Origin of the sequence: Microvirga calopogonii (genome assembly GCF_003347665.1) — a bacterium.
Taxonomy (GTDB): Bacteria; Pseudomonadota; Alphaproteobacteria; order Rhizobiales; family Beijerinckiaceae; genus Microvirga; species Microvirga calopogonii.
The window spans coordinates 261,438-283,293 of sequence record NZ_QDGA01000002.1; the positions used below are offsets into that span (position 1 = coordinate 261,438).

Here is a 21,856-nt window from a genome sequence, read left to right on the forward strand (position 1 = left end):
CTCATCCTGAGGAGCAGCGCAGCTGCGTCTCGAAGGATCGTCCAGAGAGCACGGGAGACGCCCTCGTCCTTCGAGACGGCCTGACGGCCTCCTCAGGATGAGGGCTCTGGTCAGTGTCCCTTCATGAACCGGACTTTGGGGGAGCCCGGCCGTCCATGGTGGGCTTCAAGCCGCCCTCACGCTCTGTAGGAACTGGCCGATTTCGGCGCCGAGGCGCTGGGCCTGGCTTTCCAGCAGGACCGAGAGATCAGCCACGCCCCTGGCCGCTTCGAGCGACTGGGAGGCGACGCCCTGCGTCGTCTCGATGGCGGAGGTGCCGGCCTGGGCTTCCGTGGATACCTGGGCCACGGACCGGGCGATCTCGGACACGGCCGCCGTCTGCTGGCTTACCGTTCCGGCCACGGTGGACACGACGCCTGCCAGATCCTCGACGGAGGCCTGCACGGTGCCGAGCGCCACCAGGGTCTCGCGCGATGCAGCCTGCACGGCCTCGATCTGCCGGGCGATCTCCTCGGTCGCCTTGGCGGTCTGGCCGGCGAGGTCCTTCACTTCCGACGCTACCACGGCAAAGCCCTTGCCGGCCTCTCCCGCGCGGGCCGCCTCGATGGTGGCGTTGAGCGCGAGCAGATTGGTCTGCGCCGCGATGGAGCGGATGAGGTTCGCCACTTCGCCGATCTGGGACGTGGCCGTCGAGAGGGTCGACATGCTGTTGGAAGCGCCGCGCGCCTCCGCCACCGCCCGCTCGGACGCCTGAGCGGAGGCGTTGGTCTGGGCCGCCACCTCGGCCAGCGACGCATCGAGCTCGTCCGCGGCGCTCGCCACTGCCGACATGTTGTGCGCCGTGCGGGTGGAGGCGGCGCCGGCGATCTGCGCCTGCTGGGTGACGTGATTGGCCGATCCCTCCAGCTGCCCGGACGCCTTGGCGAGATCGCCCGTGACCTGCCGGACCTCCGCGAGGATCTGCTCGACCGACGTGTCGAAGGCCATGATCGCGTCGGAAATCCTGTGAGCCCGTTCGGCGTCGACGGCCGCCATGCCCTCGCGTTCCTGCGTCAGCCGCTCGCGCTCGCGGGCATTGTCGCGGAAGACCAGGACCGTGCGGGCCATGGCGCCGATTTCGTCGGTGGCGTCGGTGGAGGGGATCTCGCTCGCCGCGTCGCCGTCCGCCAACCGCCGCATGGCCTGCTGGAGGCGGGTCAGGGGCAGGGAAATCGAGCGGCCGACGAGGACGTTGAGAACCAGGCCGAACAGGAGCGTGGCGCCCATGGCCCAGAGGATCAGGGTGAAGGTGCGGTTCTGCGAGGCGGTGAGCTGCTCTTCCGTCTTGTGCGCCTCGGCCCGCACCTTGGTCAGGAGCTGATCGAGAACCGGGACGAGCAGATCGAACTGGCCCATCAGCTTCTCGCCCTGGCCGGAAACCTGCTGCTCCAGCTCGCTCCAGGCGTGAAAGGCCTCCTGGAACGAGACGCTTGCGGATTCGATCGCCGCCTTGTCCTTCGGGTCGCCGGAGAACTGGGCCAGGGCACGGGTGAACCGCCCCTGCTCGACCTCGAAGGCGCCCAGGATGCTTTCTTCGAGCAGGATGCGGGCGCGGGCCTCCTGGTTGAACATGCCGAGCATGGCGGCCCAGAGGCGCCAGACGATGGTCTCGCCGCTGCCCGTCAGCGGACGCACCAGCTTTTCCAGATTCGATTCAGCGCGGAGAAGGCGACCCTGGGCCCCCTCGTCCGGCTTGGAGCCGACAGCCGCATAGAGCTTGTCGAGGGCGGTGCCCTGGCCGATCAGGGTCGCCGAATGCTGCTTCAGCGCCTCGATCTCGGGCTCGATCAAACCGGCCCCGGGGGCCGCGCTCATCTCGTCGAGCTGCCCGGCAAGAACCTTGTGCTGATCCATAAAGGCCTGACCATGATGGCCGAGGCGGCTTGCCGTCCATTCTCCGGCCGTGACCTTCAGGGCATCGGCCCTGCCCCGGAACTGGTTGGCCTTCTCGGCCAGGGCCGAATAAGTCTGCTGCGCCGACAGCGCCTGATCGACCTCATGGCGGCCTGCCTGGAACACGGCACCGATGACCGCGAAGCCGAGCACCATGACGCCACTCAACGTGGCGACACGCACCCGCACCGACGGCCGCCTCAAACGAGCAAGAGACGACATTCCCCCGAATCCCTCTTTAGCGCATCGTGCGGAAAAGTGGTCCCGGTTTTCCGCTTGAACGATGCGCTGCTCAAAGGGATAGAGCATCGGATCGATCCCAAAAGTGCAGATCCACTTTTGAGTCCGATGCTCGAGGACTTTGCGGCAGGATTGCGGCGGAGGCGTTAAAGAGAGATTTACGTTAGGTCAAAAATCCGCACACGATTCGACTCAGGCGGCCTTCGGCAGCTCCGTCATGATGGCGTAAAGCGCCGTGGCGTCCCGCGTGGCCCGCACCCGTTCGATCAATCCGGGCTCGCGCAGGACGCGAGCGACCCGCGCCAGAGCCTTCAGGTGGTCGGCTCCGGCCCCTTCGGGCGCCAGAAGCAGGAAGAGCACGTCGACGGGTTGACCGTCGAGGGCTTCGAAATCGACGGGTTTCTCAAGCCTCGCCACAAGGCCGAAGATGCGGGTCAGGCCCGGCAGCTTGCCGTGAGGAATGGCAATGCCCTCGCCGATCCCGGTCGAGCCGAGGCGCTCGCGCTGCAGGAGAGCCTCGTAGATGGCGTCGTCGGTAAGACCCGTAAGGAGGGCCGCCTGGGAGGCCAGTTCCTGAAGGGCCTGCTTTTTGCCGTTGACGCGCAAGGCGGGCAGAACGGCCCGAGGGTCTAGAAAATCCAGCAAAGGCATCGATCACGCTGCATTATGATGTGAAGCCTGGAAGGCCTCTCACCGTTCCACGCAAGAACCGGGCCAAGAAGAGGTAGTTCCCCTCAAGGCTGTGCTAGCGGCGGATCGACCCAACCGATCGCTCCGTCGCCGCGGCGGTATACGACGTTCGTGCGGCCGGTGCTAGCGTGGATGAACACGAGAGCGGCCGCTCCTGTGAGATCGAGCTGCATCACGGCGTCGCTGACGGAGAGCCTGTGAAGGGGCTTCGTGGTCTCGGCGATCACCATCGGGTGATAGGCTTCCTCGTCGCCCCAATCATCCCCGGGAGCTTCCAGGACGGAATAAGCCATCTCGATACTGTCGCCCGCCCGGCCATTCGAAGGACCGGACCGCCCCTTGAGCCGCTGCTTGTAGCGGCGCAGGCGGTTCTCGATCCGGCCTGCCGTCTGATCGAAGCTGGCATAGGCGTCCTGGGCAGCCCCCGAGGCCTCCAGGGTCATGCCCGAGGTCAGGTGGAGCACGCAGTCTGTCCGATAGCCGGTGCCGTCGCGGGTGACGGTCACATGGCCGGAATAGCCTCCGTCGAAATATTTCGAGAGCGCACCGGCCACCCGGTCCTGAACCTGAGATCGAAGGGCCTCGCCGATATCGAGATTCTTCCCCGACACCCTCAACGTCATCGCGTTCTCCTCCTCTTGCGCCGTCGCTTCGCTGCGATCCTTCTGGGCGCATGGAGCCGATGATGATCCGAATGGGGCCCAATGCAAGCCTTGAAATGGCGGGAACCCGACAGTTCAGGCTTCGATCCTATGCTTTCGGCGTCGATCCGCCGAAGAGGGAATGCGAAGGGCCTCCCGGTATTTCGCGACCGTGCGCCGGGCGACCTGGATCCCGTCCGATCTCAATTTCTGGGCAATTGCCTCATCGGAGAGCACGTTGCCGGGGCCTTCCGCCGCAATCAGCTGGCTGATTCGATGCCGGACCGCTTTGGCCGAATGCTCGCCTTCACCGGTGGCGGCGCCGAAGAAGAACTTCATCGGATGAGTGCCGCGCTCGGTTCCGATCGCCTTGTTCGCCACCACCCGCGAGATGGTGGATTCATGCATGCCGATGGCCTCCGCCACGCTCCTGAGCGTCATGGGGCGCAGGGCCGACACACCCTGGCGGAAGAACTCCTCCTGCTGGCGGACGATCTCGGCGGCGACCTTCAGGATCGTCCTGGCGCGCTGGTCCAGGCTGCGGGTCAGCCAGCTCGCGGTCTGCATGCAGTCGGAGAGGAAGCTCTTGTCCTCGTCCTTGCGCACCACTTTCGCGACTTCCGCGTAATAGGAGCGGTTGAGCAGGATGCGAGGTAGGGTATCCGGGTTCAATTCGACATGGAGACTGCCGTCCGGGGCAGTGCGAACCAGGACTTCGGGCACGAGCACGTCGATGGCTGTGGGCGTGAAGGCCAGCCCCGGCTTGGGCTCCAGGCGGCGAATTTCGGCCAGCATGTCGGCGAGATCCTCCTGATCGACGCCGCAGACCCTTCTCAACGCCGCGAAATCCTGGCGGGCGACGAGGTGGAGGTGGGTCAGGAGCGCCTGCATGGCCGGGTCGAGACGGTCGCGCTCGCGCAGCTGAATGGCGAGGCATTCGGCGAGATTGCGGGCGCCGACGCCGGCCGGCTCAAAGGTCTGGATCAGCCTCAAGGCCCCCTCGGCCTCCTCGGGGGTGACCCGGAGCCGGCCGGCCAGCTCGGCCAGATCCTCGGTCAGGTACCCGGCCTCGTCGAGCGTGTGGATCAGGTGCTCGCCGAGCAGGCGCAGTTTGGGATCGGCCGTGGCGAGATCGAGCTGGGCCTCCAGATGCTCGCTCAGGCTGGCAGTACGGGCAAGCCTGTCGCCCATTTCGGGCTTGAGTTCACTATGGCTCGCGCCCGCCGCTTGGCCGGTCGATGCCGACCCGGCCTCCGCCCGGGACGGTGGCGGACCGGGGACGATCCGAGGCCCGGCGGCTTCCGCCTTCTGCTTGGCGCGCAGGAAATCGGCAAGGCTCGGGACCGGCGCATCGGCCGGTGCCTCCCCTTCCTGCAGGAGGGGATTACGCTCGAGCTCCGCTTCCACATAGGCCGCGAGCTCCGCATGGGAGAGCTGCAGCAGCTTGATGGATTGAACGAGCTGGGGGGTCATGGTCAGGGACTGGCCCTGGCGAAGCTCCAGCCGTTGCATCGTACTCATGAACGCCCCGGGAAACGTCAGGCATGCTTCTTGCATGCATCGACATTTTTACTGCGTGCGTTGCCCTCAGGTCAAAAGCGAATCGTCCGGGAGCAGCGGATCCGACCCCAGGAGTGCAAATCCACTTTTGCGTTCGATGCCGTTGGTTTTTTCCTTCGCATCTTTTCACGCAAAACCGGTGCCCACTTTTGCGTTCGATGCTCTAGAGCCGGAAATCCTCGCCCAGATAGAGGCGGCGCACCTCTTCGTTCGCCACGATGGCGTCGGGGGTGCCCTCCGTCAGAACACGGCCGGAATGGATGATGTAGGCGCGGTCGATGAGGCCGAGGGTCTCGCGGACGTTGTGGTCCGTGATGAGCACGCCGATGCCGCGGCGGGTCAGGTGCCGCACGAGGTTCTGGATGTCGCCGACCGCGATGGGATCGATGCCGGCGAAGGGCTCGTCGAGGAGCATGAAGGTCGGCTCGCCCGCGAGCGCCCGGGCGATCTCGCAGCGCCGCCGCTCGCCGCCGGACAGGGCGATGGAGGGTGATTTGCGCAGGCGCGTGATGTTGAACTCGTCAAGGAGCGCATCGAGCTTGCGTTCGCGCTCCTTGCGGCTCGGCTCCACGATCTCGAGCACCGCCCGGATGTTGTCCTCCACGTTGAGGCCGCGAAAGATCGAGGCCTCCTGCGGGAGATAGCCGATGCCGAGACGGGCGCGGCGATACATGGGCAGGCCGGTCACTTCATGCCCGTCCAGGCTGATGACGCCGCGATCGGCGGCGACGAGCCCGGTGATCATGTAGAAGATGGTGGTCTTGCCGGCGCCGTTGGGGCCGAGCAGTCCGACCGCCTCGCCCGCGCGCACGTTCAGGCCCGCATCCTGCACCACGGTGCGGCCGCGATAGCTCTTCTGGAGTCCCTTGACGGCAAGGATTCCAGGGCCGCCGAACACGGCCTCGCTCTCCGTGCGGTGAAAGACATGCGGGCTCCCCCCCACGGAACGGGGTTCCAGGAGGCTCACATCGGAAGGATCGGATTGAGAACGGTTGAAAAGCGGTTTCACAGGCTCATCGTCGATCATGAAAAAGGGAAAAAGCGGGAGAGGTCCCCGCCCTAGTTCGTCGCCGGCCTCTGCTGGGGCTTCGGCTTGCCCCCGCCTGCGGCCGGCGCCCCGCCGGCGCCGGTCGGGGCAGGCCCGCCCTGGCCGGGTACGAAGAGCGCCCTCACGCGGCCGCCGGGTGTCGTCTCGATATTCGCCACGCCGGTATTGATGTCGTAGAGCACCCGCTCGCCCTTGGTGACGTTCGGGCCGTCGCTCAGGGTCGCGTTGCCGGTCAGCATGATCTTGTTGGAGCCCCGGTCGAAGGTGGCGTTCTCGCCCGTCGCGACCTGCGTGCGCGACACGATGGTGACCGGCCCCTTGCAGTCGATCTTCTTGATGGCGCTGTCGTCGGTCGCCTGCGGGGCCGCCGCCTGCCCGCCGTTCTGGTCCCGCTGGTCGTAGAACACGGTCATGATCGTGCACTTCATGGTGCTCTCGCCCTGGACCGCCACAACGTCGCCGGTGAAGACCGCCCGGCCCTCCTTGTCGAAGACGTCGAGCTTGTTGGCGTCGATCTTGATCGGCTCCTTGCTGGAACCGAAATTGCCGAAGCCGACGGCCCGCTCCTTGCTGGCCTGGGCGAAGGCCACGTCGATGGGAGCCGGTGAGAGAAGCGCGAGGGCCAGGGCGGCGCGGGTGAAACTCATCATGGACGGATACTTGTTGGTTGGGGTGCAGGCGCCGTGGAGCCCGTGCCGGCAGCTTCGGGGGTGGATGGGGTGGAGCCCGAGGGCTGGATGACGGTGCGGACGCGGCCGGTGAAGCTCATGACCTTGCCGTTATCCGCCACGTCCAGCCCCTCCGCGTCGATGGTGCCGCTGCCAAAGGACACGCTGACGGGGTCGGTGGACACCACGGAACCGGCCTTGAACTTCACGAAGGCCGTGCGGAGCTTGACCTCGTAGCCGGAATCCGTGGTGACCACGATGTTCTGGCGCAGCCTCATCTGCTCTCGCTTGGTGTCGAGGACCCCGGAATCGGCCTGGAGCCTCGCGACACCGCCACGCTCGTCGGTGACGATCCGTGCCCTGAGATCCTTGAGCTGCACGAGATCGGGCTTGCGCACATCCTGCGTGGCGGCGCTGGCCGTCACCTCGTAGGGACGGTTGTCGTTCTTGAAGCCGGTCAGCTTCGGGCTCTCCATGGTGACGTTGGTGCCGCTCACCCCGATGGAGCCGAAGCTCAGGTTCTCGATCTGCTTGAAGGGATTGTAATAGGCCACGAGGCCGACGCCGGCCATACCGATCAGGGAGCCGAGGGGAATGGCCACCTTGGCGAAGCTGACCCACCGGGAATGGCGACGGGCCTTGTTGAAGGCGCGCGACCGTACAGCCGACCTCAAGGCCGGGCCATCACGCATCGTGGTGCCCTGAATTCCCGTCACGTTCGTCAACCCCTTCCGCCACTCTTTCGGCATGGCGCCATGCCGTGAGGACATGGCGATGTTATGACGGATATGGGTTTTATGCGGGAAAGTTTAAGCCTGCGTCAAGAATGGGCGAAAATATCCGTCTCCGGCCAACCCAAGAGGTCGAGTTGGGCGCGGGTCGGCAGGAAGCTGAAGCATTGATGGGCAATGCCCAGCCTGTTCTCCCGCTCCAGCAGGCGGTCGAGCTTGTCCTTCAGGGCATGGAGGTGCAGCACGTCGGAAGCGGCGTAATCGAGCTGGGCCGTGGTCAGGGTATCGGCGCCCCAATCGGAGGATTGCTGCTGCTTCGACAGCTCCACCCCGAGCTGCTCGCGCACCAGCTCCTTGAGCCCGTGGCGGTCGGTATAGGTGCGCACGAGCCGCGAGGCGACCTTGGTGCAGTAGACCGGACGCGGCATGATGCCGAAGGTATGGAAGATGACCGCGAGATCGAAGCGGGCATAGTGGAAGATCTTGAGGACGCTCTCGTCGGAGAGCACGCGGATCAGGTTCTCCGGCGGCGGCCCGTCCTTGAGGATCTGCACCACATCCGCCGTGCCGTCCCCGGTCGAGATCTGCACCACGCACAGGCGGTCCCGATGGGGATTGAGACCGAGCGTCTCGGTGTCGATGGCGATCGCCGGGCCGGGCTTGTAATCGGCGGGCAGGTCGCCGCGATGTAAGCGTACTGTCATGGCACATCCAAAAAGTCGGAAACTGGCTCTAAAGCATCGGACCCAAAAGGGGAATGCACTTTTGGGATCCACCCGATGCGCTTGCCCTTCTAGGCGCTGGCTCCAACGTCAGAGAAAAGCCCCGCGGCGAGCGGGGCTTTCGAGGGACCGCCAGAGCTGCTTCCACTTGCGTGGAGTAAGCCCTCTTCTTTGCTTGGCCGCATTTTTGGCGGTGAAACGGATCCACTTCACCGAAAGTGCCCTAGAGGGAAATATCGATAGCAAGTCCGGACCGGGCGCACGACGCGACGTCGACAAGGACGAGGCTCGCAGCTGCCAAGGTTTTGAACGAAACGCTCATGACACCCTCCAGACACTGGAACTTTCGGGTCAACGGAGGGCGAAGCCTGGGTGTTCCGCTTTTGTCTTCGGTGGGCTGCCCGAAGCCGGGATTCACTTATTCGCGAACTGGATCGGAGCCGGAGGCGTTTCGCCACCGTCGCGACCGGCATCCCTCAAGCTGTCGAGGACGCTCAGAAGGGTTTCCCGGCTGACGGGTTTTTCGAGCCAGGGAACGTTCCGCAGCTCCGGCGGGCCGTCGGCCTTCGGCGGGAGACCGGAATAGACCGTGAAGGGAATACCCCGGTTCCTCAGGGCACGGGCGATCTCCAGGGAGGTGCCGTCCTTGATCATGAGATCAAGAATGGCCACGTCCGGCGCGTTGCTCTCCAGCCATTGCAGAGCCTGGACATTGCTCATGAAGACGCCGGCCACCGCGAAGCCGGCATCCTCGAGGAACGCCTCCAGGGACATTCCGATCAATGCTTGGTCTTCCACGATCATGCAGCGAGTTTGAGTCATCATATCCGTATGTGACCTGGGTTTGCTGAAATCGGAGTGGGAACGGAAAGACTGCCATTCGAGAATGCGCCCACTCTACAGGGGAAATTAGCCCGTTTCGCGGGCGAATTCATTGATCCATGTGAATTTACCGCTACGAAGCAAGGCTTCCGATCATCGATCCGTCTTGGTTCCGGATCGCTTCGAATGACGGCAATCCTCCATATGCGGACACTTCTGCCTTCGCGCATCCGATCAGGACGTGCCCGACTTTTCGCCAACGCGACACTTCAAATCGGCACCATGCGCTGGTTTCTCACGATTTGTTCATCGACGCTCCTGCCGCCCCCATGAAAGATCGGGCTAGGCTTCGCATAGGTTAATGCAACGGATTGCCCGTTGGGGTCTGGTGGATCGCTCGATCCAGAGGAGTTGTGCAGATTGTCAGTCGAAAACTCCCTGAAACAGCAGATGCTCAATGCCGTCCCTCATCTGCGGGCTTTCGCTATTTCTCTTGCCGGGAGTGTCGACAAGGCGGATGACCTGGTTCAGAGCGCGCTGCTCAAGGGCCTGAGCAATCTCGACAAGTTCCAGCCCGGCACCAGCATGCAGGCATGGCTCTTCACCATCCTGCGCAACGATTTTCTCACCCAGACCCGGCGGAGAAAACGCGAGGTCGAGGATCCGGAAGGCTCCTGGGCCGAGAAAGTGGCGGTGATGCCCGACCAGGGCGCACGGCTCGATTTCACCGATATGCTCAAGGCCCTGAGCAAGCTCCCAGTCGATCAGCGCGAGGCCCTGCTGCTCGTCGGTGCGGAAGGCTTGTCCTACGAGGATGCGGCGCGGATCTGCGGCACCAATATCGGAACCATCAAAAGCCGGATCAACCGTGCCCGCAATCGCCTGACGGAAATCCTGAAACTCGATGCGGACGGCGATCTCGGCCCGGACAATCTGGTCAAAGCCGCCCTTTTCATGCACGCCTCGCCTTGAACGGCGCAGGGTCGACATCGATGACATGAAGGCGCCCGGACGGGCCGGGCGCCTCCCGATCGGAATCAGTGCTTGGTCTCTTCGCCGGCGCGGTTGATCGCGATGCGCTTCACCTGCGGACGGCTCTCGGCCGATTTCGGCAGGGTGACGGTGAGAACGCCGTTTGTGAAGCTCGCCTCGATCTTATCCTCGTCGACATCCCAGGCCATCGGGATCCGGCGCTCGAAGCGGCCGTAATAACGCTCGCTGAAGGCACGCTCCTTGTCCTCGATCTCGGACTTGCGCTCGCCGCGGATGGTCAGAACGCCGTCCTGCATCAGGACCTCGACGTCCTTGTCCTCGAGCCCGGGCAGCTCCGCCGAGACGCGCACCTCCTTGTCGTTCTCGACGACCTCCACCTGCGGCCAGCCGGCAGGCCTGCCGACGCCGCCGAGCGGCGCCATGTCGAAGCCACGCAGCACGTCGTCGAAAAGCCGGTTCATCTCGCGATGGAGGGTCATGAAAGGATCGCTCTCCTCGCGGTAGCGGCTCGGGGCCATCTGCTGGCTGCGAGCCCAGGGAATCAGATCACGCATGTTCATGGTATCTTCCTCCTTCACTCATCGCCAATGGGTACGGCGCCGGCCCGTGTCGGCGCCCTTCGTCGTCTCGACAGGGCCTATGCGGCCTTGCCGTGCTCGATCTGCTGCGGATGCCGCCCCGGCTGCGTCGTTCCGGTGCCGGTCGCGATCTCGATCCGGCGCGGCTTGAGCGCTTCGGGCACTTCGCGCTTGAGATCGACCGTCAGGAGGCCGTTCTCCAGGCTCGCGCCGGTGACCTTCACGTGATCGGCGAGGTTGAACGTCTGTTTGAAGGCGCGGGTGGCGATGCCGCGGTGCAGGTATTGCCTGCCCTCCTCGGAGCCCTTCTTCTGGCCTGACACGAGAAGCTGGCTCTCCTTCTGCGTGAGTTCGATCTCATCAGGAGAGAAGCCCGCGATGGCCATCGTGATGACATACTGGTCTTCGCCCACCTTCTCGATGTTGTAGGGCGGCCAGTTGGTCATGGGCTCGATCTGAGCGGACTGGTCGAGCATGTCGAACAGCCGGTCGAAACCGACCGTCGAGCGGTACAGAGGGGAAAAGTCGAAAGCTGATCTCATCACCATATCCTCCATTGAGCAACATGGACGTGAGAGCGCCGGACACCCGCCGGCGCCCGCGATTGCCAAGCCTCTGAAAGGCCTCGGCAATATTGATGTTGGGGAGCGGTTTTCAGAATTTCAAGAGGTGCCAGGAACCCGGACGACATTCATTTCGAACAGGCTGGCCATCGCATCGAACGCTCATTAGCATGGGACCGCTTCGACCAAGGAAAGACAGATCATGCTTCGCATCCTCTCCCTTGCCGTCCTGACAGCCTTCGCCGTTCCGTCCCACGCGACGGATGCCTCTCCAGACAAGACGATCGTCGCCCAGCAGCAACAGCCGCCGCAGCAGACCCCGAAGCGGGATTGCGAGAGAAAACGCGATGAAGGCGTGAGCTCCTGAATCTGGGACACGGATCCTGGCTCTCCATTCGCCTGACGGGGAGCCGCGTCCGGCGCCATAGCCGACTGGACGCCTTTCCCAAACGGCAGCAGAATGAGGCCGAGACGATGCCCTGAGGATGGAATGAATCCGCAGAAGCAAAGGGTCGAGCGGCGTTTGGCGGCCATCCTGGCGGCCGATGTCGCGGGCTATTCGCGTCTCATGGAGGCCGACGAGGTCGGAACCCTTCGAATCCTGACGGCTCATCGAGCGATCATGGACGGGCTTATCGCAGACAATGGCGGGCGTATCGCCAATACGGCCGGCGACAGCATCCTGGCCGAGTTTCCGAGCGCGGTCGATGCCGTCCAGTGCGCTGTCGAAATCCAGGAACGGCTCGGCCTGGAGCCCGGGAGTCAAACCCTGCGGTTCCGCATCGGCGTGCATGTGGGCGATGTCATGGTACGGGACGGCGATCTCCTCGGAGAGGGGGTCAATGTGGCGGCGCGGCTGCAGGAACTGGCGCATCCGGGATCGATCTGCGCGTCGGAAACGGCCTATCATTACGTGCGCAAGCTCCTGCCGCTGGCTTTCAGCGATCTCGGTCCCCAACGGGTGAAGAACATGGACGAGCCGGTCAGGGCCTATTCCCTGAAGACAAGCCCGATCGCTTCGACGGATTCGGACCATGCCAAGCCCCTGCCTCTTCCCGACAAGCCATCGATCGCCGTGCTCCCCTTCACCAACCTGAGCGAAGACCCGCAGCAGGAATACTTCGCCGATGGCTTGGTGGAGGACATCATCACGGGACTGAGTCGGGTGAGGTCCTTTTTCGTGATCGCCCGGAACTCCTCCTTCACCTACAAGGGCCGGGCCGTCGATGTCAGGCAGGTCTCCCGCGAACTCGGCGTGCAATACGTTCTGGAGGGCAGCATCCGGAAGGCGGGAACGCGGGTCCGCATCGCCGGCCAGTTGATCGACGGCATGACCGGGCACCATGTCTGGGCCGATCGCTTCGACGGAGACATGAGCGACATCTTCGAATTGCAGGATCGGGTCACGGAGAGCGTCGTCGGGGCGGTCGAGCCGAGCATACGGCTCGAGGAGATCCGGCAGGCCCACAACAAGCCGACCACCTCCGTTACGGCCTATGACCTGTATCTGCGCGCCCTGCCCTGCTTCTACAAGATGACCCGGGAGGGCTTTGCCGATGTCCGCAGGCTCACGAACGAGGCCCTGAGCATCGACCCCGGCTTTACGCTGGCAAAAGCGCTCGGCGCCTACATCCGCAGCATCTCGGTGAGCCAGTGCTGGCACGAACCGGACGATATCCGCGTCGCAATCCGCATGGCGCGCGAGGTGATGTCGGAAGCACGCGACGACCCGACGAGCCTGCGCTTCGCGGCCCAGGTCCTCGCCTACAGCGCGAAGGATTACGAGGCGGCCCTCAACGCCATCGAACGCTCCCTGTCGCTCAATCCGAACTCGGCTCAGAGCTATACGAGCAGCGGGTGGGTCAACACCCATGCCAGCCGGCCTCTCGTGGCGATCGACCATTTTCACAAGGCGATGCGCCTGAGCCCGCTGGACCCGGAGAAAGGCATCGCCCTTTCAGGAATCGGGATGTGCTACCTCATGCTCGAGCAGTTCGAGGAAGCCTTGAAATGGGGAGAAACGGCCCTTCGTGAGATGCCGGGCTACGGCTCGTCCTACAGGGTCGTCATCGGGGCCCTCGTCGGGCTCGGGCGACTGGATGAGGCCAAGATTGCGGCGGAACGCCTGATGGAAGCCTTCCCGACCTACACGCTGACCCTGCAGCGGCAGATCAATCCCTGGCGCGACCAGACCTTCGCCCAGCGCTATCTCGATGCACTCCAGATCGCGGGCATCCCCGAGTGAACCCAAGGGTCAGGCGATCCTGCTCCGGGCTTCGTTCGCCAGGCGGATGAGCATGGGGCGCACCTCGTGCGGTCCCGACAGAGCCTTCGGGAAGGACAGGCGCAGGATGTCGTCGCCCAGGGCCATCTGAATGCCTTCGGGATCGATGCCGATGAGACGCCAGGCGCCTTCGCGGGCCCCGCAGAGCTGGGTGGCGTAGAGTGCGACCGCGTCGCTATGCTCGGTATTCATGTGCTCGATGGCACCGGCTTCGAACTCGTAGAAATCGAAGAACTCGGACATGTCGGCGAGCAGGTCCCCGGCCGCCATGCGATAGGCCCGGCCGAAACCGCCATTGAGGCTGCCGGACGACACCTTGAGGCGCCAGAAGCTGAAATCCGGGAAGTCGACATAGAGTTCGGCCTTGGGATGCTGCAGCAGGTAACGACGGCGGATATTCCTCGCTTCGTCCGTCTCGCGGTCGAGGCGCTCCGCCGTCGCCTGCAGGGTCAGGCGCGGATGGGCCAGCGGATCGCCTTTGCCGATGGAGGACAGGAGCAGGGAGCAGCGCGGATCGGCTTCCATCAGTCTCGTATGCACCGAAAGCTGCGAGGTGAGGATGACGGGGGATCCGTCGATATCCGTTCCGACCTGAACGAGGCTCGCGAACGGCATCCCGCTCTCTTGGTCGTTGGTGGCGAGCGCACCGGAGCGGGCCGTGCGCATCAGCCTCTTGGCCAAAGCGCGAGCGTCATCGTCAACAGGCAGGGTCGGGTCTTTCGCCATCTCGCGTCCTCCGGATCCCGGTGCGGGGATTATACACCCGAACAGCGGACCCTATAGCAGGGGTCATCTCGACCGACGCATGAGCCTTGATCCGTCCGTTCCGTCAAGCACCGGACGCTGCAGCCGGGCCCTCCCCAGCGGCAGTGGATCAAGCGCCGGTCGGCAAGTCTCTTACCCGGCCTTAGACCAAGGGTTAAGATTGTGAAGATTGACTTCCCAAAACGTTTTGGAAATCTATTTGGGACCACAAGGAGAGCAGAAACCCTGTGTCGAACCTGAGGCTTCTCGCGCAATCGCTCGGCCTGTCGATCACTACGGTGTCGCGGGCCCTCGACGGCTATTCCGACGTGGCCCCTGCCACGCGCGAGCGCGTTCAAGCGGCGGCGCAGGCGATGAATTATCGCCCCAACCCGGCGGCCCGCAGCCTGCGGCGTCGCAAGGCCGAAGCGGTGGCCGTGACCCTGCCGACGGAGCCGGGCCGGTTCGGCCCTCCCATCTTCCTGAACATGCTGGCGGCCTGCGGGCAGCGATTGGCCGAGGAAGGCCTCGACCTGATGCTGCTGCCCATCGCCGGGCGCGCCGGCGAGATGGACACCTACCGGCGGCTCCTGGACGGCCGCCGGGCCGATGCGGTGATCGTGGTGCGCACGAGGCTGGATGATGAGCGCGTCGCCTTCCTGAAGGAACGTGGCATTCCCTTCGTCACCCATGGCCGCACCGCCCGGTCGGACGAGCACGCCTTCATCGACGGCGACGGTGAGGCCGGCTTCAGGGAGGCCGCGCGAATGCTCGCGTCCCTGGGCCACCGGCGCATCGCCCATATCGCCGCCCCTCAGGATCTCACCTTCGCTCACTTTCGCCGCATGGGCTGGCTCGCGGCGCTCGAAGACATCGGCTCCCCGGAGCCGCTCGAATATACGGCACAGCCGACGGAAGCGGGCGGCTATGAGGCCGCGCAATGGCTGCTCCAGCAGAGCGCACCTCCCACGGCCTTGCTGTGCGCGACCGACAGCATGGCGATCGGCGCGCTTAGCGCTCTCAAGGAGCAGGGCCTCACCGCCGGGCGCGACGTCGCGGTGATCGGCCACGACAATCTGCCCTCCTCGGCTTTCACGGATCCGCCTCTGTCGAGCATGGAGATCGCGGCTCCTGATGTGGGCCGGCAACTGGCCGAGATGCTGATCGCCCGACTCGGGGGGCGCGGGCCTTCCGAGCTGCAAACCATTCTGCCGGTTCGGCAGGTTCCGAGGATGACCCACGGACCGGCGAACTGAGTTTGATGCCCTCGATCTTTCGGCCCCGGATCGAGCGGCACCGAGATGGGACCGATGGAGGAAGGAAATGACGCATCCCGTATCGCTTCGCGCCATTGCCGCCGCGGCAGCTCTTTTCGGAGGACTGACGGTTGCTCAGGCGCAGGAAACGATCTTCTACTCGACGCAGCTTCGTCCCATCGAGGAAGCGACGAAAGTCCGTGAAGTCCTGCTGAAGGGCATCCCGGGCAAGGTCACGTATGTGGTCGACGAACCGCCCGCGTTCGCTGTCCGCATGAAGGCGGAGACGCAGGCGGGCAAGCGCACGGCGAGCGTGGTCGGCGCGCTGCACGGCGAATTGCAGCCGCACGTTCCGGCCGATCTCCAGCCCGTCGACGATGTCGCGGCGAAACTGACCGATCGCGGCATTCCGGCGAGCCTGATGGATCTCGGCAAGCTCGGCACGGGCCAGCAGCAATACATCCCGTGGATGCAGGCCACCTACGTGATGGTCGCCAACAAGCAGGCCCTGCAATACCTGCCGGCCGGCGCGGACGTGAACAGCCTCACCTATGCGCAGCTTCAGCAATGGGGCAAGAACATCGTCGACAAGACCGGCCAGCGCCGCCTCGGCTTCCCGGCCGGTCCGACGGGCCTCCTGCCGCGATTCTTCCAGGGTTACTTCTACCCGTCCTTCACCGGCGGCGTGGTCACGACCTTCAAGTCGCCCGATGCGGAAGCCGGATGGAATGCGCTGAAGGATCTGTGGGCGGTGTCGAACCCCAATTCCACCAACTACAACTTCATGCAGGAGCCGCTGCTATCGGGCGAGGTGTGGATCGCGTGGGATCACATCGCCCGCGTGAAGGAAGCGCTCACCCTGCAGCCCGATCAGTTCGTCGCCTTCCCGGCTCCGGCCGGCCCGAAGGGACGCGGCTACATGCCGGTGATCGCCGGCCTCGCCATCCCGAAGGATGCGCCGAACCGCGCCGGGGCCGTGGCAGTGATCGAGCACCTGACGAAGCCTGAAACGCAGCTGGCGACGGCCGCCGAAGTCGGTTTCTTCCCGGTCGTGAAGGCGGAGCTGCCGGCGGATCTCGCACCCGGCATCAAGGCTCTCGCGGGCGCAGTGGCGGCAACGCAGAACGCCAAGGACGCGCTCGTGTCGCTCCTGCCCGTGGGCCTCGGCGCCAAGGGCGGCGAGTTCAACAAGGTCTACATGGACTCGTTCCAGCGCATCGTGCTGCGCAACGAACCCGTCAAGGACGTGCTCGAAGCCCAGGCGAAGGTTCTCGACACGCTCATGAAGGAAACCGGCGCCCCCTGCTGGGCTCCCGACAAGCCGAGCCAGGGCGCCTGCCCGGTTCAGTAACCTGACATGTGAAGCCCGGCGGATTCCTTATCCGCCGGGTCCTTTCCTCGCGAGTGGAGCGGCCTGATGCCTGCGCGCACATCCTGGATTCCCTATGCGCTGATCGCGCCATCGGTCGTTTTCTTAGGCGCGCTCTTTCTCGTGCCGCTCGTGCAGACGATCTGGCTGTCGTTTGCCGGAGGCGAAGGCTTGTCGCTGGAGAACTACCAGCGCATGGCCGGCGACCTGAACTTCGCGCTCGCCGTCAAAAACACGTTCCTGCTCACCCTCGTGGTGGTGCCGCTCCAGGTCGTGCTGGCGCTCGGCATGGCCACCATGGTGACGAAGCTCGACAAGGGCCGCGACCTGGTCCTGTGGGTGCTCACCATTCCCCTCGGCATCTCGGATCTCGCGGCCGGTCTCGCCTGGCTCGCGCTGCTGCAGAACACCGGCTACCTGAACTCAGCGCTCTATGCCCTCGGCCTCATCCAGGGCCCGACGGGATGGCTCTCGCAGGAAACGCCCGTCGCCCTGTTCTTCGCCATCGTTCTCGCGGAACTCTGGCGCGCCACCGCCATCGTGCTGGTGATCCTGATCGCGGGCCTGCAGCTGATCCCCAAGGAGTTCGCGGAAGCGGCCGAAATCTTCGGCGCCAAGCCGTGGACGCGCTTCACCCGGATCACCCTGCCGCTTCTGAAGCCCAGCCTGCAATCGGCCCTGATCCTGCGCACGGTTCTCGCCTTCGAGGTCTTCGCCGTCGTCTATGCGCTCGGCGGACGCAACTTCCCCGTTCTCGCCGGCGAGGCCTATGTCTGGCAGAACGACAACCAGAATTACGGCGTCGCGGCCGCTTACGCGGTGCTCATCATGGCGATCTCGCTCGCCGCGACGGCCCTTTACCTGCGCGTGCTGAGAACGCGCCCGGAGCAGCTCCCATGACGACCAGCGCTGCCGAATTGAAAACCTCTTCGACGAACCGCGGCATGGCCCTTCCCTCGGCACGGCGCCTGCTTCTCTGGACAGGCCTTGCGGTGCTGATCACCTGGGTGCTGGTGCCGATCTATCTCGTCGCGCTCGGCGCCTTCGGCGGCAGGCTCGGCGTGTTCCGCTGGCCGAAATCGATCTGGCCGACGGACCTGTCCTTTGCGGCCATGAGCCAGTTCCTTGCCATCGAGGGCGTGTTCAATGCCCTCGTCAATTCGCTGATCGCCGCCGGACTGACGGTTGTCTTCTCCATCGCCCTCGGTGCTCCGGCAGGCTATGCCCTGGCGCGCTACACCTTCCGCGGGCAGAACGCCTATCGGCTCCTCGTTCTCCTCACCCGCGCCTTCCCGCTCGCCATCCTGGCGCTGCCGCTCACCGTGTCGTTCATCCGCCTCGGCCTCTATGACACGCCCTTCGGCGTTTCGCTCATCCACACGGTGCTGGCATTGCCCTTCGCGGCGCTCGTCACGCAGAGCCTGTTCATGGGTATTCCGCGCGAATACGAGGAGGCTGCCTGGGTCTTCGGCTGCACGCGCTTCCAGGCTTTCATGAAGGTCGTCCTGCCGCTCGCCCTGCCGGGCCTGGCTGCCACCGCGATCTTCGCCTTCGTGATTTCCTGGAACGAGGTATTCGCCGCCTCGATCCTCACCGTGCGCGAGCGGACGCTCACCGCCTATCTGCTCCGGATTCTGGCCGAGAGCCCGCTGCATTACCGCTTCGCCGGCGGCTTCATCCTCATCATCCCCTCCGTGCTCTTCATCTTCGCCGTGAGACGATATCTCTTCGCGGTGTGGGGCATCGCCAGCAAGTAACGGATCACCTCATGGCTGACATCGTCATCGATCGCGTCGTCAAGGAGTTCGGCTCCTTCCGCGCCCTGCAGGAAGTCTCGCTCACCGTGAAGGACGGCGAGTTCGTGGCCCTGCTCGGCCCTTCGGGCTGCGGCAAGACCACGTTGCTGCGCATCATCGCCGGCCTCGAGACGCAAAGCTCCGGCCGGGTCGTCATCGGCGGTCAGGATGTGAGCGACCTCAGCCCCCGCAAGCGCGGGCTGGCGATGGTGTTCCAGAACTACGCCGTCTTCCCGCACATGACCGTGTTCGAGAATGTCGCCTTCGGGCTGCGGATGCAGAAGGCCGCGCAGGCGGAGGTCAAGCGCAAGGTCGAGCGCGCGGCGGCGCTGCTTCACATCGAGAGTTATCTCGACCGCTATCCGGCGAAACTCTCAGGGGGGCAGCGCCAGCGCGTGGCGGTGGCCCGCGCGCTCGCCGTCGAGCCGGCCGTGCTCCTCATGGACGAGCCGCTCTCCAATCTCGATGCGCTCCTGCGCCTCGAGATGCGCACGGAGCTGAAGGCGGTTCTGCGCGAAGCCGGGACGACGACGATCTACGTGACGCACGACCAGACGGAGGCCATGGGCCTCGCCGACCGCATCGCCGTGATGTATGGCGGCAAGATCGAGCAGATCGGCTCGCCGCTCGACATCTACGCGACGCCCGCCACCCGCTTCGTCGGTGGCTTCATCGGCTCGCCACCCATGAATTTCATCAAGGTCCAGTCGAGCCACGGCACCGCGCGGATCGGCGACGCGGCCCTGCCCTGCCCTGCGACGGCCGAGAGCCTGGAGCTCGGTCTGCGCGGCGAGGATGCGAGCCTCAGTGCAAACGGCTCGGGCATCCCCTTCGACGTGCGCGTCGTCGAGCCGATGGGCTCGCACCTGCTCCTCACCGGCGCCATCGACGGCCAGCTCGCCCGCATCGTGGCGCCACCGACGGCGAAGGTGAATGCCGGCGAGCGCGTGGGACTGACCGTCGATCCCGCGCGCGTGACATGGATCGACAGCACCACCGGACGTGCCCTCGCCCGGGCCTGAATTTTCGAATCGAAGGACATTTGAGATGACCATGCTTCCGAAGGAAGAGGCCGCGCGCGCCATTCTCGCGCGCAACGATCGCGGCGGTTACACGGTGCCCACCGACCGGCTCTATCCGTTCCAGTGGAACTGGGATTCCGCCTTCGTGGCCATGGGCTTTGCGATCTTCGACGTGGACCGCGCCTATCGGGAACTGGAGCGGCTGATCGAAGGCCAATGGGATGACGGCATGATCCCGCACATCGTGTTCCATGCGCCGAGCGATACCTATTTTCCCGGCCCGGACGTGTGGGGCACGCGCCATCGGGTTCCGACTTCGGGCATCACGCAGCCGGCAGTCTTCGGCATGGCCCTGCGCCATGTCCATGAGGCGGCTCTCGCAAGCGGCACGACCGGTGCAACGGAGCGGACGAAGCCGCTGTACCAGGCCGCCTTGCGCTCGCATCGCTGGTGGCTGACCGCGCGCGATCCGGAAGGGCTCGGCCTCGTGTCGATCCTTCACCCCTGGGAGAGCGGAAGCGACAACTCGCCGGCGTGGGACGAGGCACTGGCCCGCGTACCGACCACCACGACGACCGCGATCCGCCGCAAGGACACGGGCCACGTAGACGCTTCCATGCGTCCGCGCGACGAGGATTACCAGCGCTTCATCCATCTGGTCGACACCTACCGGGAGTGCGGCTGGGACCCCAGGCGGCAATGGGCGGCAGCCCCCTTCAAGGTGGCCGACGTGCAGATGACGGCCATTCTGGCGCGCGCGACGGCCGACCTCATGCACCTGGCCGAGACCGTGGGAACGGACGAGGAGAAGGCCGAGCTCTCGCGCATGCACGAGAGGCTGCTCGCCGGTCTCGCCCGCCGCTGGCGGCCCGAACTCTCGCGCTTCGTCAATCTCGACCTCGTCTCTGGAAAGGACATCGAAACGCCGACGCAGGCGGGTTTCATTCCACTCGTTGCGTTGACGCTCGACGACCGGCAGCGGACAGCCGTCGTGGCGGAGGTCGAGCGCTGGCTCTCCGGCATGGTCGTCGGCGTTCCCTCGGCACCGTCCTTCTCGCCCGCCTTCGAGCCGAAGCGCTATTGGCGCGGGCCGGTCTGGGCCGTCGTCAACTGGCTCATCTGCGACGGCCTGCGCCTGAACGGATCCGAGGATCTCGCCCGCCGGATCGAGCGGACGACCGTCCAGGCCATCGAGGGCGCCGGCTTCTGCGAGTACTTCGACCCGACCACGGGCGAGGGCCTGGGCGGCGACACCTTCTCCTGGACCGCCGCCGCCTACATGGTGCTCGGCCGGCGGATCTGACCGTCCGCTTGTGCGCACAGCCCTGCGGCTCAAACTGTCAAGGGCTGTCCCGTTTCATCAAGCGACGGCGTTCGTCCGCACTATGATGATCAACGGAGTGCAGGAAAGCGATGAAGCCAGTTCTTCTGTCGATTGTCATGGCCGGCTTCGTGACGGGTGCGACAGCCCAGACGGGAGCCACAACCCTGACCATGACCTGTGCCGCGGCCAGGGGGATCGTTGCCTCGCGAGGCGCCGTCGTGCTCCGCACCGGACCGACGACCTACGACCGCTATGTCAGGGATTCGAGTTTCTGCGCTCTTCCGGAAACGGCACAGCCGGCCTGGGTGAGAACGGCCGACGTCGCCCAATGCCATATTGGAGGAGTTTGCCGTTCCCTCGAGATCGATAACGGCCGGTGAGGGCCTGGAGCATCGCGCGGACGAGAGGACTACGCCAATGAAACGTGGACCCGGTTTTCCGCGAAGAACGATGCACCAGATATAGAGACTGAGCAGCGGAGCCGCCCGATAGGGAACGTTCCAGGGTCACTCCGCCATGCGACCGCAACGAGGCAGGAGGCCGCCCATGAAGCGAGCCGTGATTGTGTTGATGTCGTCCGCCTTCCTGACCGGCGCGCAGGCCCAGCCGCGTCCGTCGACGCTGGCTGCTCCCTGCGGTGCCAGCCAGCAATTGGTGTTTGCGCGAGGAGCTATCGTCCTGGGAACCGGCGGCCAGACTTACGACCGGTTCGTGCGCGACGAAACGTTCTGCGCGATCGGCGAATACGCCCAGCAGGCCTTCGTCCCGAGCCGCGACACGCCGTGGTGTTTCGTCGGATACCGCTGCAAGCAAGGCCCGAGGGATTTGTGGGACGACTGAGAGCCGTCTTCAACCGAGGACAGCCTCTTTCAG

Annotated in this window: 23 protein-coding genes; 11 read left to right on the top strand and 12 right to left on the bottom strand. The window is 65.0% G+C overall.

All coding sequences use genetic code 11. From position 1 onward, the window contains the following. Positions 1-165: 165 nt before the first annotated feature. From DDF70_RS03770 to DDF70_RS03810, 9 genes are all read right to left on the bottom strand, one after another. Complete coding sequence (locus DDF70_RS03770; protein ID WP_162820205.1) at positions 166-2,154, bottom strand: methyl-accepting chemotaxis protein; 1,989 nt, start codon at positions 2,152-2,154, stop codon at positions 166-168. Between the two features lie 210 nt (positions 2,155-2,364). Beyond that, positions 2,365-2,823 (bottom strand): PTS IIA-like nitrogen regulatory protein PtsN, encoded by a 459-nt coding sequence (gene ptsN / locus DDF70_RS03775; RefSeq protein WP_114943521.1) that lies wholly within the window; start codon positions 2,821-2,823, stop codon positions 2,365-2,367. 83 nt (positions 2,824-2,906) lie between these two features. Then, positions 2,907-3,485 (bottom strand): ribosome hibernation-promoting factor, HPF/YfiA family, encoded by a 579-nt coding sequence (gene hpf / locus DDF70_RS03780; protein ID WP_114943522.1) that lies wholly within the window; start codon positions 3,483-3,485, stop codon positions 2,907-2,909. Between the two features lie 114 nt (positions 3,486-3,599). Then, positions 3,600-5,024, bottom strand: coding sequence for an RNA polymerase factor sigma-54 (rpoN, locus tag DDF70_RS03785; RefSeq protein WP_114943638.1), 1,425 nt, complete (start codon positions 5,022-5,024; stop codon positions 3,600-3,602). Positions 5,025-5,226: 202 nt separating this feature from the next. Then, positions 5,227-6,090 (bottom strand): LPS export ABC transporter ATP-binding protein, encoded by an 864-nt coding sequence (gene lptB / locus DDF70_RS03790; RefSeq protein WP_114943523.1) that lies wholly within the window; start codon positions 6,088-6,090, stop codon positions 5,227-5,229. Positions 6,091-6,122: 32 nt separating this feature from the next. Beyond that, on the bottom strand, positions 6,123-6,761 hold the full coding sequence (locus DDF70_RS03795) for an LptA/OstA family protein (RefSeq protein WP_245435356.1): 639 nt from the start codon (positions 6,759-6,761) through the stop codon (positions 6,123-6,125). Continuing rightward, the gene (gene lptC, locus DDF70_RS03800; protein ID WP_114943524.1) at positions 6,758-7,549 is read right to left on the bottom strand and encodes an LPS export ABC transporter periplasmic protein LptC; all 792 of its coding nucleotides are present in this window, start codon (positions 7,547-7,549) and stop codon (positions 6,758-6,760) included. The genes DDF70_RS03795 and lptC overlap by 4 nt, the downstream gene beginning before the upstream one ends. 50 nt (positions 7,550-7,599) lie before the next feature. Then, the gene (locus DDF70_RS03805) at positions 7,600-8,214 is read right to left on the bottom strand and encodes a ribonuclease D (RefSeq protein WP_114943525.1); all 615 of its coding nucleotides are present in this window, start codon (positions 8,212-8,214) and stop codon (positions 7,600-7,602) included. 432 nt (positions 8,215-8,646) lie between these two features. After that, positions 8,647-9,057, bottom strand: a complete 411-nt coding sequence (locus DDF70_RS03810) for a response regulator (RefSeq protein ID WP_114943526.1) — start codon at positions 9,055-9,057, stop codon at positions 8,647-8,649. Positions 9,058-9,474: 417 nt separating this feature from the next. On the opposite strand from DDF70_RS03810, the gene DDF70_RS03815 reads away from it, so the two are divergent. Continuing rightward, on the top strand, positions 9,475-10,026 hold the full coding sequence (locus DDF70_RS03815; protein WP_114943527.1) for a sigma-70 family RNA polymerase sigma factor: 552 nt from the start codon (positions 9,475-9,477) through the stop codon (positions 10,024-10,026). 65 nt (positions 10,027-10,091) lie between these two features. On the opposite strand, the gene DDF70_RS03820 is transcribed toward DDF70_RS03815, so the two are convergent. Further along, positions 10,092-10,607 (bottom strand): Hsp20/alpha crystallin family protein, encoded by a 516-nt coding sequence (locus tag DDF70_RS03820; protein ID WP_114943528.1) that lies wholly within the window; start codon positions 10,605-10,607, stop codon positions 10,092-10,094. Positions 10,608-10,684: 77 nt separating this feature from the next. Further along, on the bottom strand, positions 10,685-11,167 hold the full coding sequence (locus DDF70_RS03825) for an Hsp20 family protein (protein WP_114943640.1): 483 nt from the start codon (positions 11,165-11,167) through the stop codon (positions 10,685-10,687). Between the two features lie 223 nt (positions 11,168-11,390). On the opposite strand from DDF70_RS03825, the gene DDF70_RS36380 reads away from it, so the two are divergent. Beyond that, entirely contained in the window at positions 11,391-11,555 is a 165-nt protein-coding gene (locus DDF70_RS36380) for a hypothetical protein (protein WP_162820206.1), read from the top strand. A 123-nt stretch (positions 11,556-11,678) separates the two neighbouring features. Next, a complete protein-coding gene (locus DDF70_RS03830) occupies positions 11,679-13,433 on the top strand; it encodes an adenylate/guanylate cyclase domain-containing protein (protein ID WP_114943529.1) in 1,755 nt (584 codons plus the stop codon). A 9-nt stretch (positions 13,434-13,442) separates the two neighbouring features. On the opposite strand, the gene DDF70_RS03835 is transcribed toward DDF70_RS03830, so the two are convergent. Beyond that, positions 13,443-14,198 (bottom strand): HugZ family pyridoxamine 5'-phosphate oxidase, encoded by a 756-nt coding sequence (locus tag DDF70_RS03835; RefSeq protein WP_114943530.1) that lies wholly within the window; start codon positions 14,196-14,198, stop codon positions 13,443-13,445. A gap of 266 nt (positions 14,199-14,464) precedes the next feature. Between DDF70_RS03835 and DDF70_RS03840 the strand changes: the two genes are divergently transcribed. From DDF70_RS03840 to DDF70_RS03875, 8 genes are all read left to right on the top strand, one after another. Further along, the gene (locus tag DDF70_RS03840) at positions 14,465-15,472 is read left to right on the top strand and encodes a LacI family DNA-binding transcriptional regulator (RefSeq protein ID WP_114943531.1); all 1,008 of its coding nucleotides are present in this window, start codon (positions 14,465-14,467) and stop codon (positions 15,470-15,472) included. A 67-nt stretch (positions 15,473-15,539) separates the two neighbouring features. After that, positions 15,540-16,823 (top strand): ABC transporter substrate-binding protein, encoded by a 1,284-nt coding sequence (locus DDF70_RS03845; protein ID WP_114943532.1) that lies wholly within the window; start codon positions 15,540-15,542, stop codon positions 16,821-16,823. 66 nt (positions 16,824-16,889) lie between these two features. Then, positions 16,890-17,741: a carbohydrate ABC transporter permease gene (locus DDF70_RS03850; protein ID WP_114943533.1), complete on the top strand. Its 852-nt coding sequence runs from the start codon at positions 16,890-16,892 to the stop codon at positions 17,739-17,741. Positions 17,742-17,785: 44 nt separating this feature from the next. Continuing rightward, complete coding sequence (locus tag DDF70_RS03855; RefSeq protein ID WP_114943641.1) at positions 17,786-18,598, top strand: carbohydrate ABC transporter permease; 813 nt, start codon at positions 17,786-17,788, stop codon at positions 18,596-18,598. An 11-nt stretch (positions 18,599-18,609) separates the two neighbouring features. Then, complete coding sequence (locus tag DDF70_RS03860; RefSeq protein WP_114943534.1) at positions 18,610-19,659, top strand: ABC transporter ATP-binding protein; 1,050 nt, start codon at positions 18,610-18,612, stop codon at positions 19,657-19,659. A 25-nt stretch (positions 19,660-19,684) separates the two neighbouring features. Then, entirely contained in the window at positions 19,685-20,962 is a 1,278-nt protein-coding gene (locus DDF70_RS03865) for an MGH1-like glycoside hydrolase domain-containing protein (protein WP_114943535.1), read from the top strand. Between the two features lie 110 nt (positions 20,963-21,072). Next, positions 21,073-21,363, top strand: a complete 291-nt coding sequence (locus tag DDF70_RS03870) for a hypothetical protein (RefSeq protein ID WP_114943536.1) — start codon at positions 21,073-21,075, stop codon at positions 21,361-21,363. A 166-nt stretch (positions 21,364-21,529) separates the two neighbouring features. After that, the gene (locus DDF70_RS03875) at positions 21,530-21,823 is read left to right on the top strand and encodes a hypothetical protein (protein ID WP_114943537.1); all 294 of its coding nucleotides are present in this window, start codon (positions 21,530-21,532) and stop codon (positions 21,821-21,823) included. The last annotated feature ends 33 nt before the right edge of the window (positions 21,824-21,856 follow it).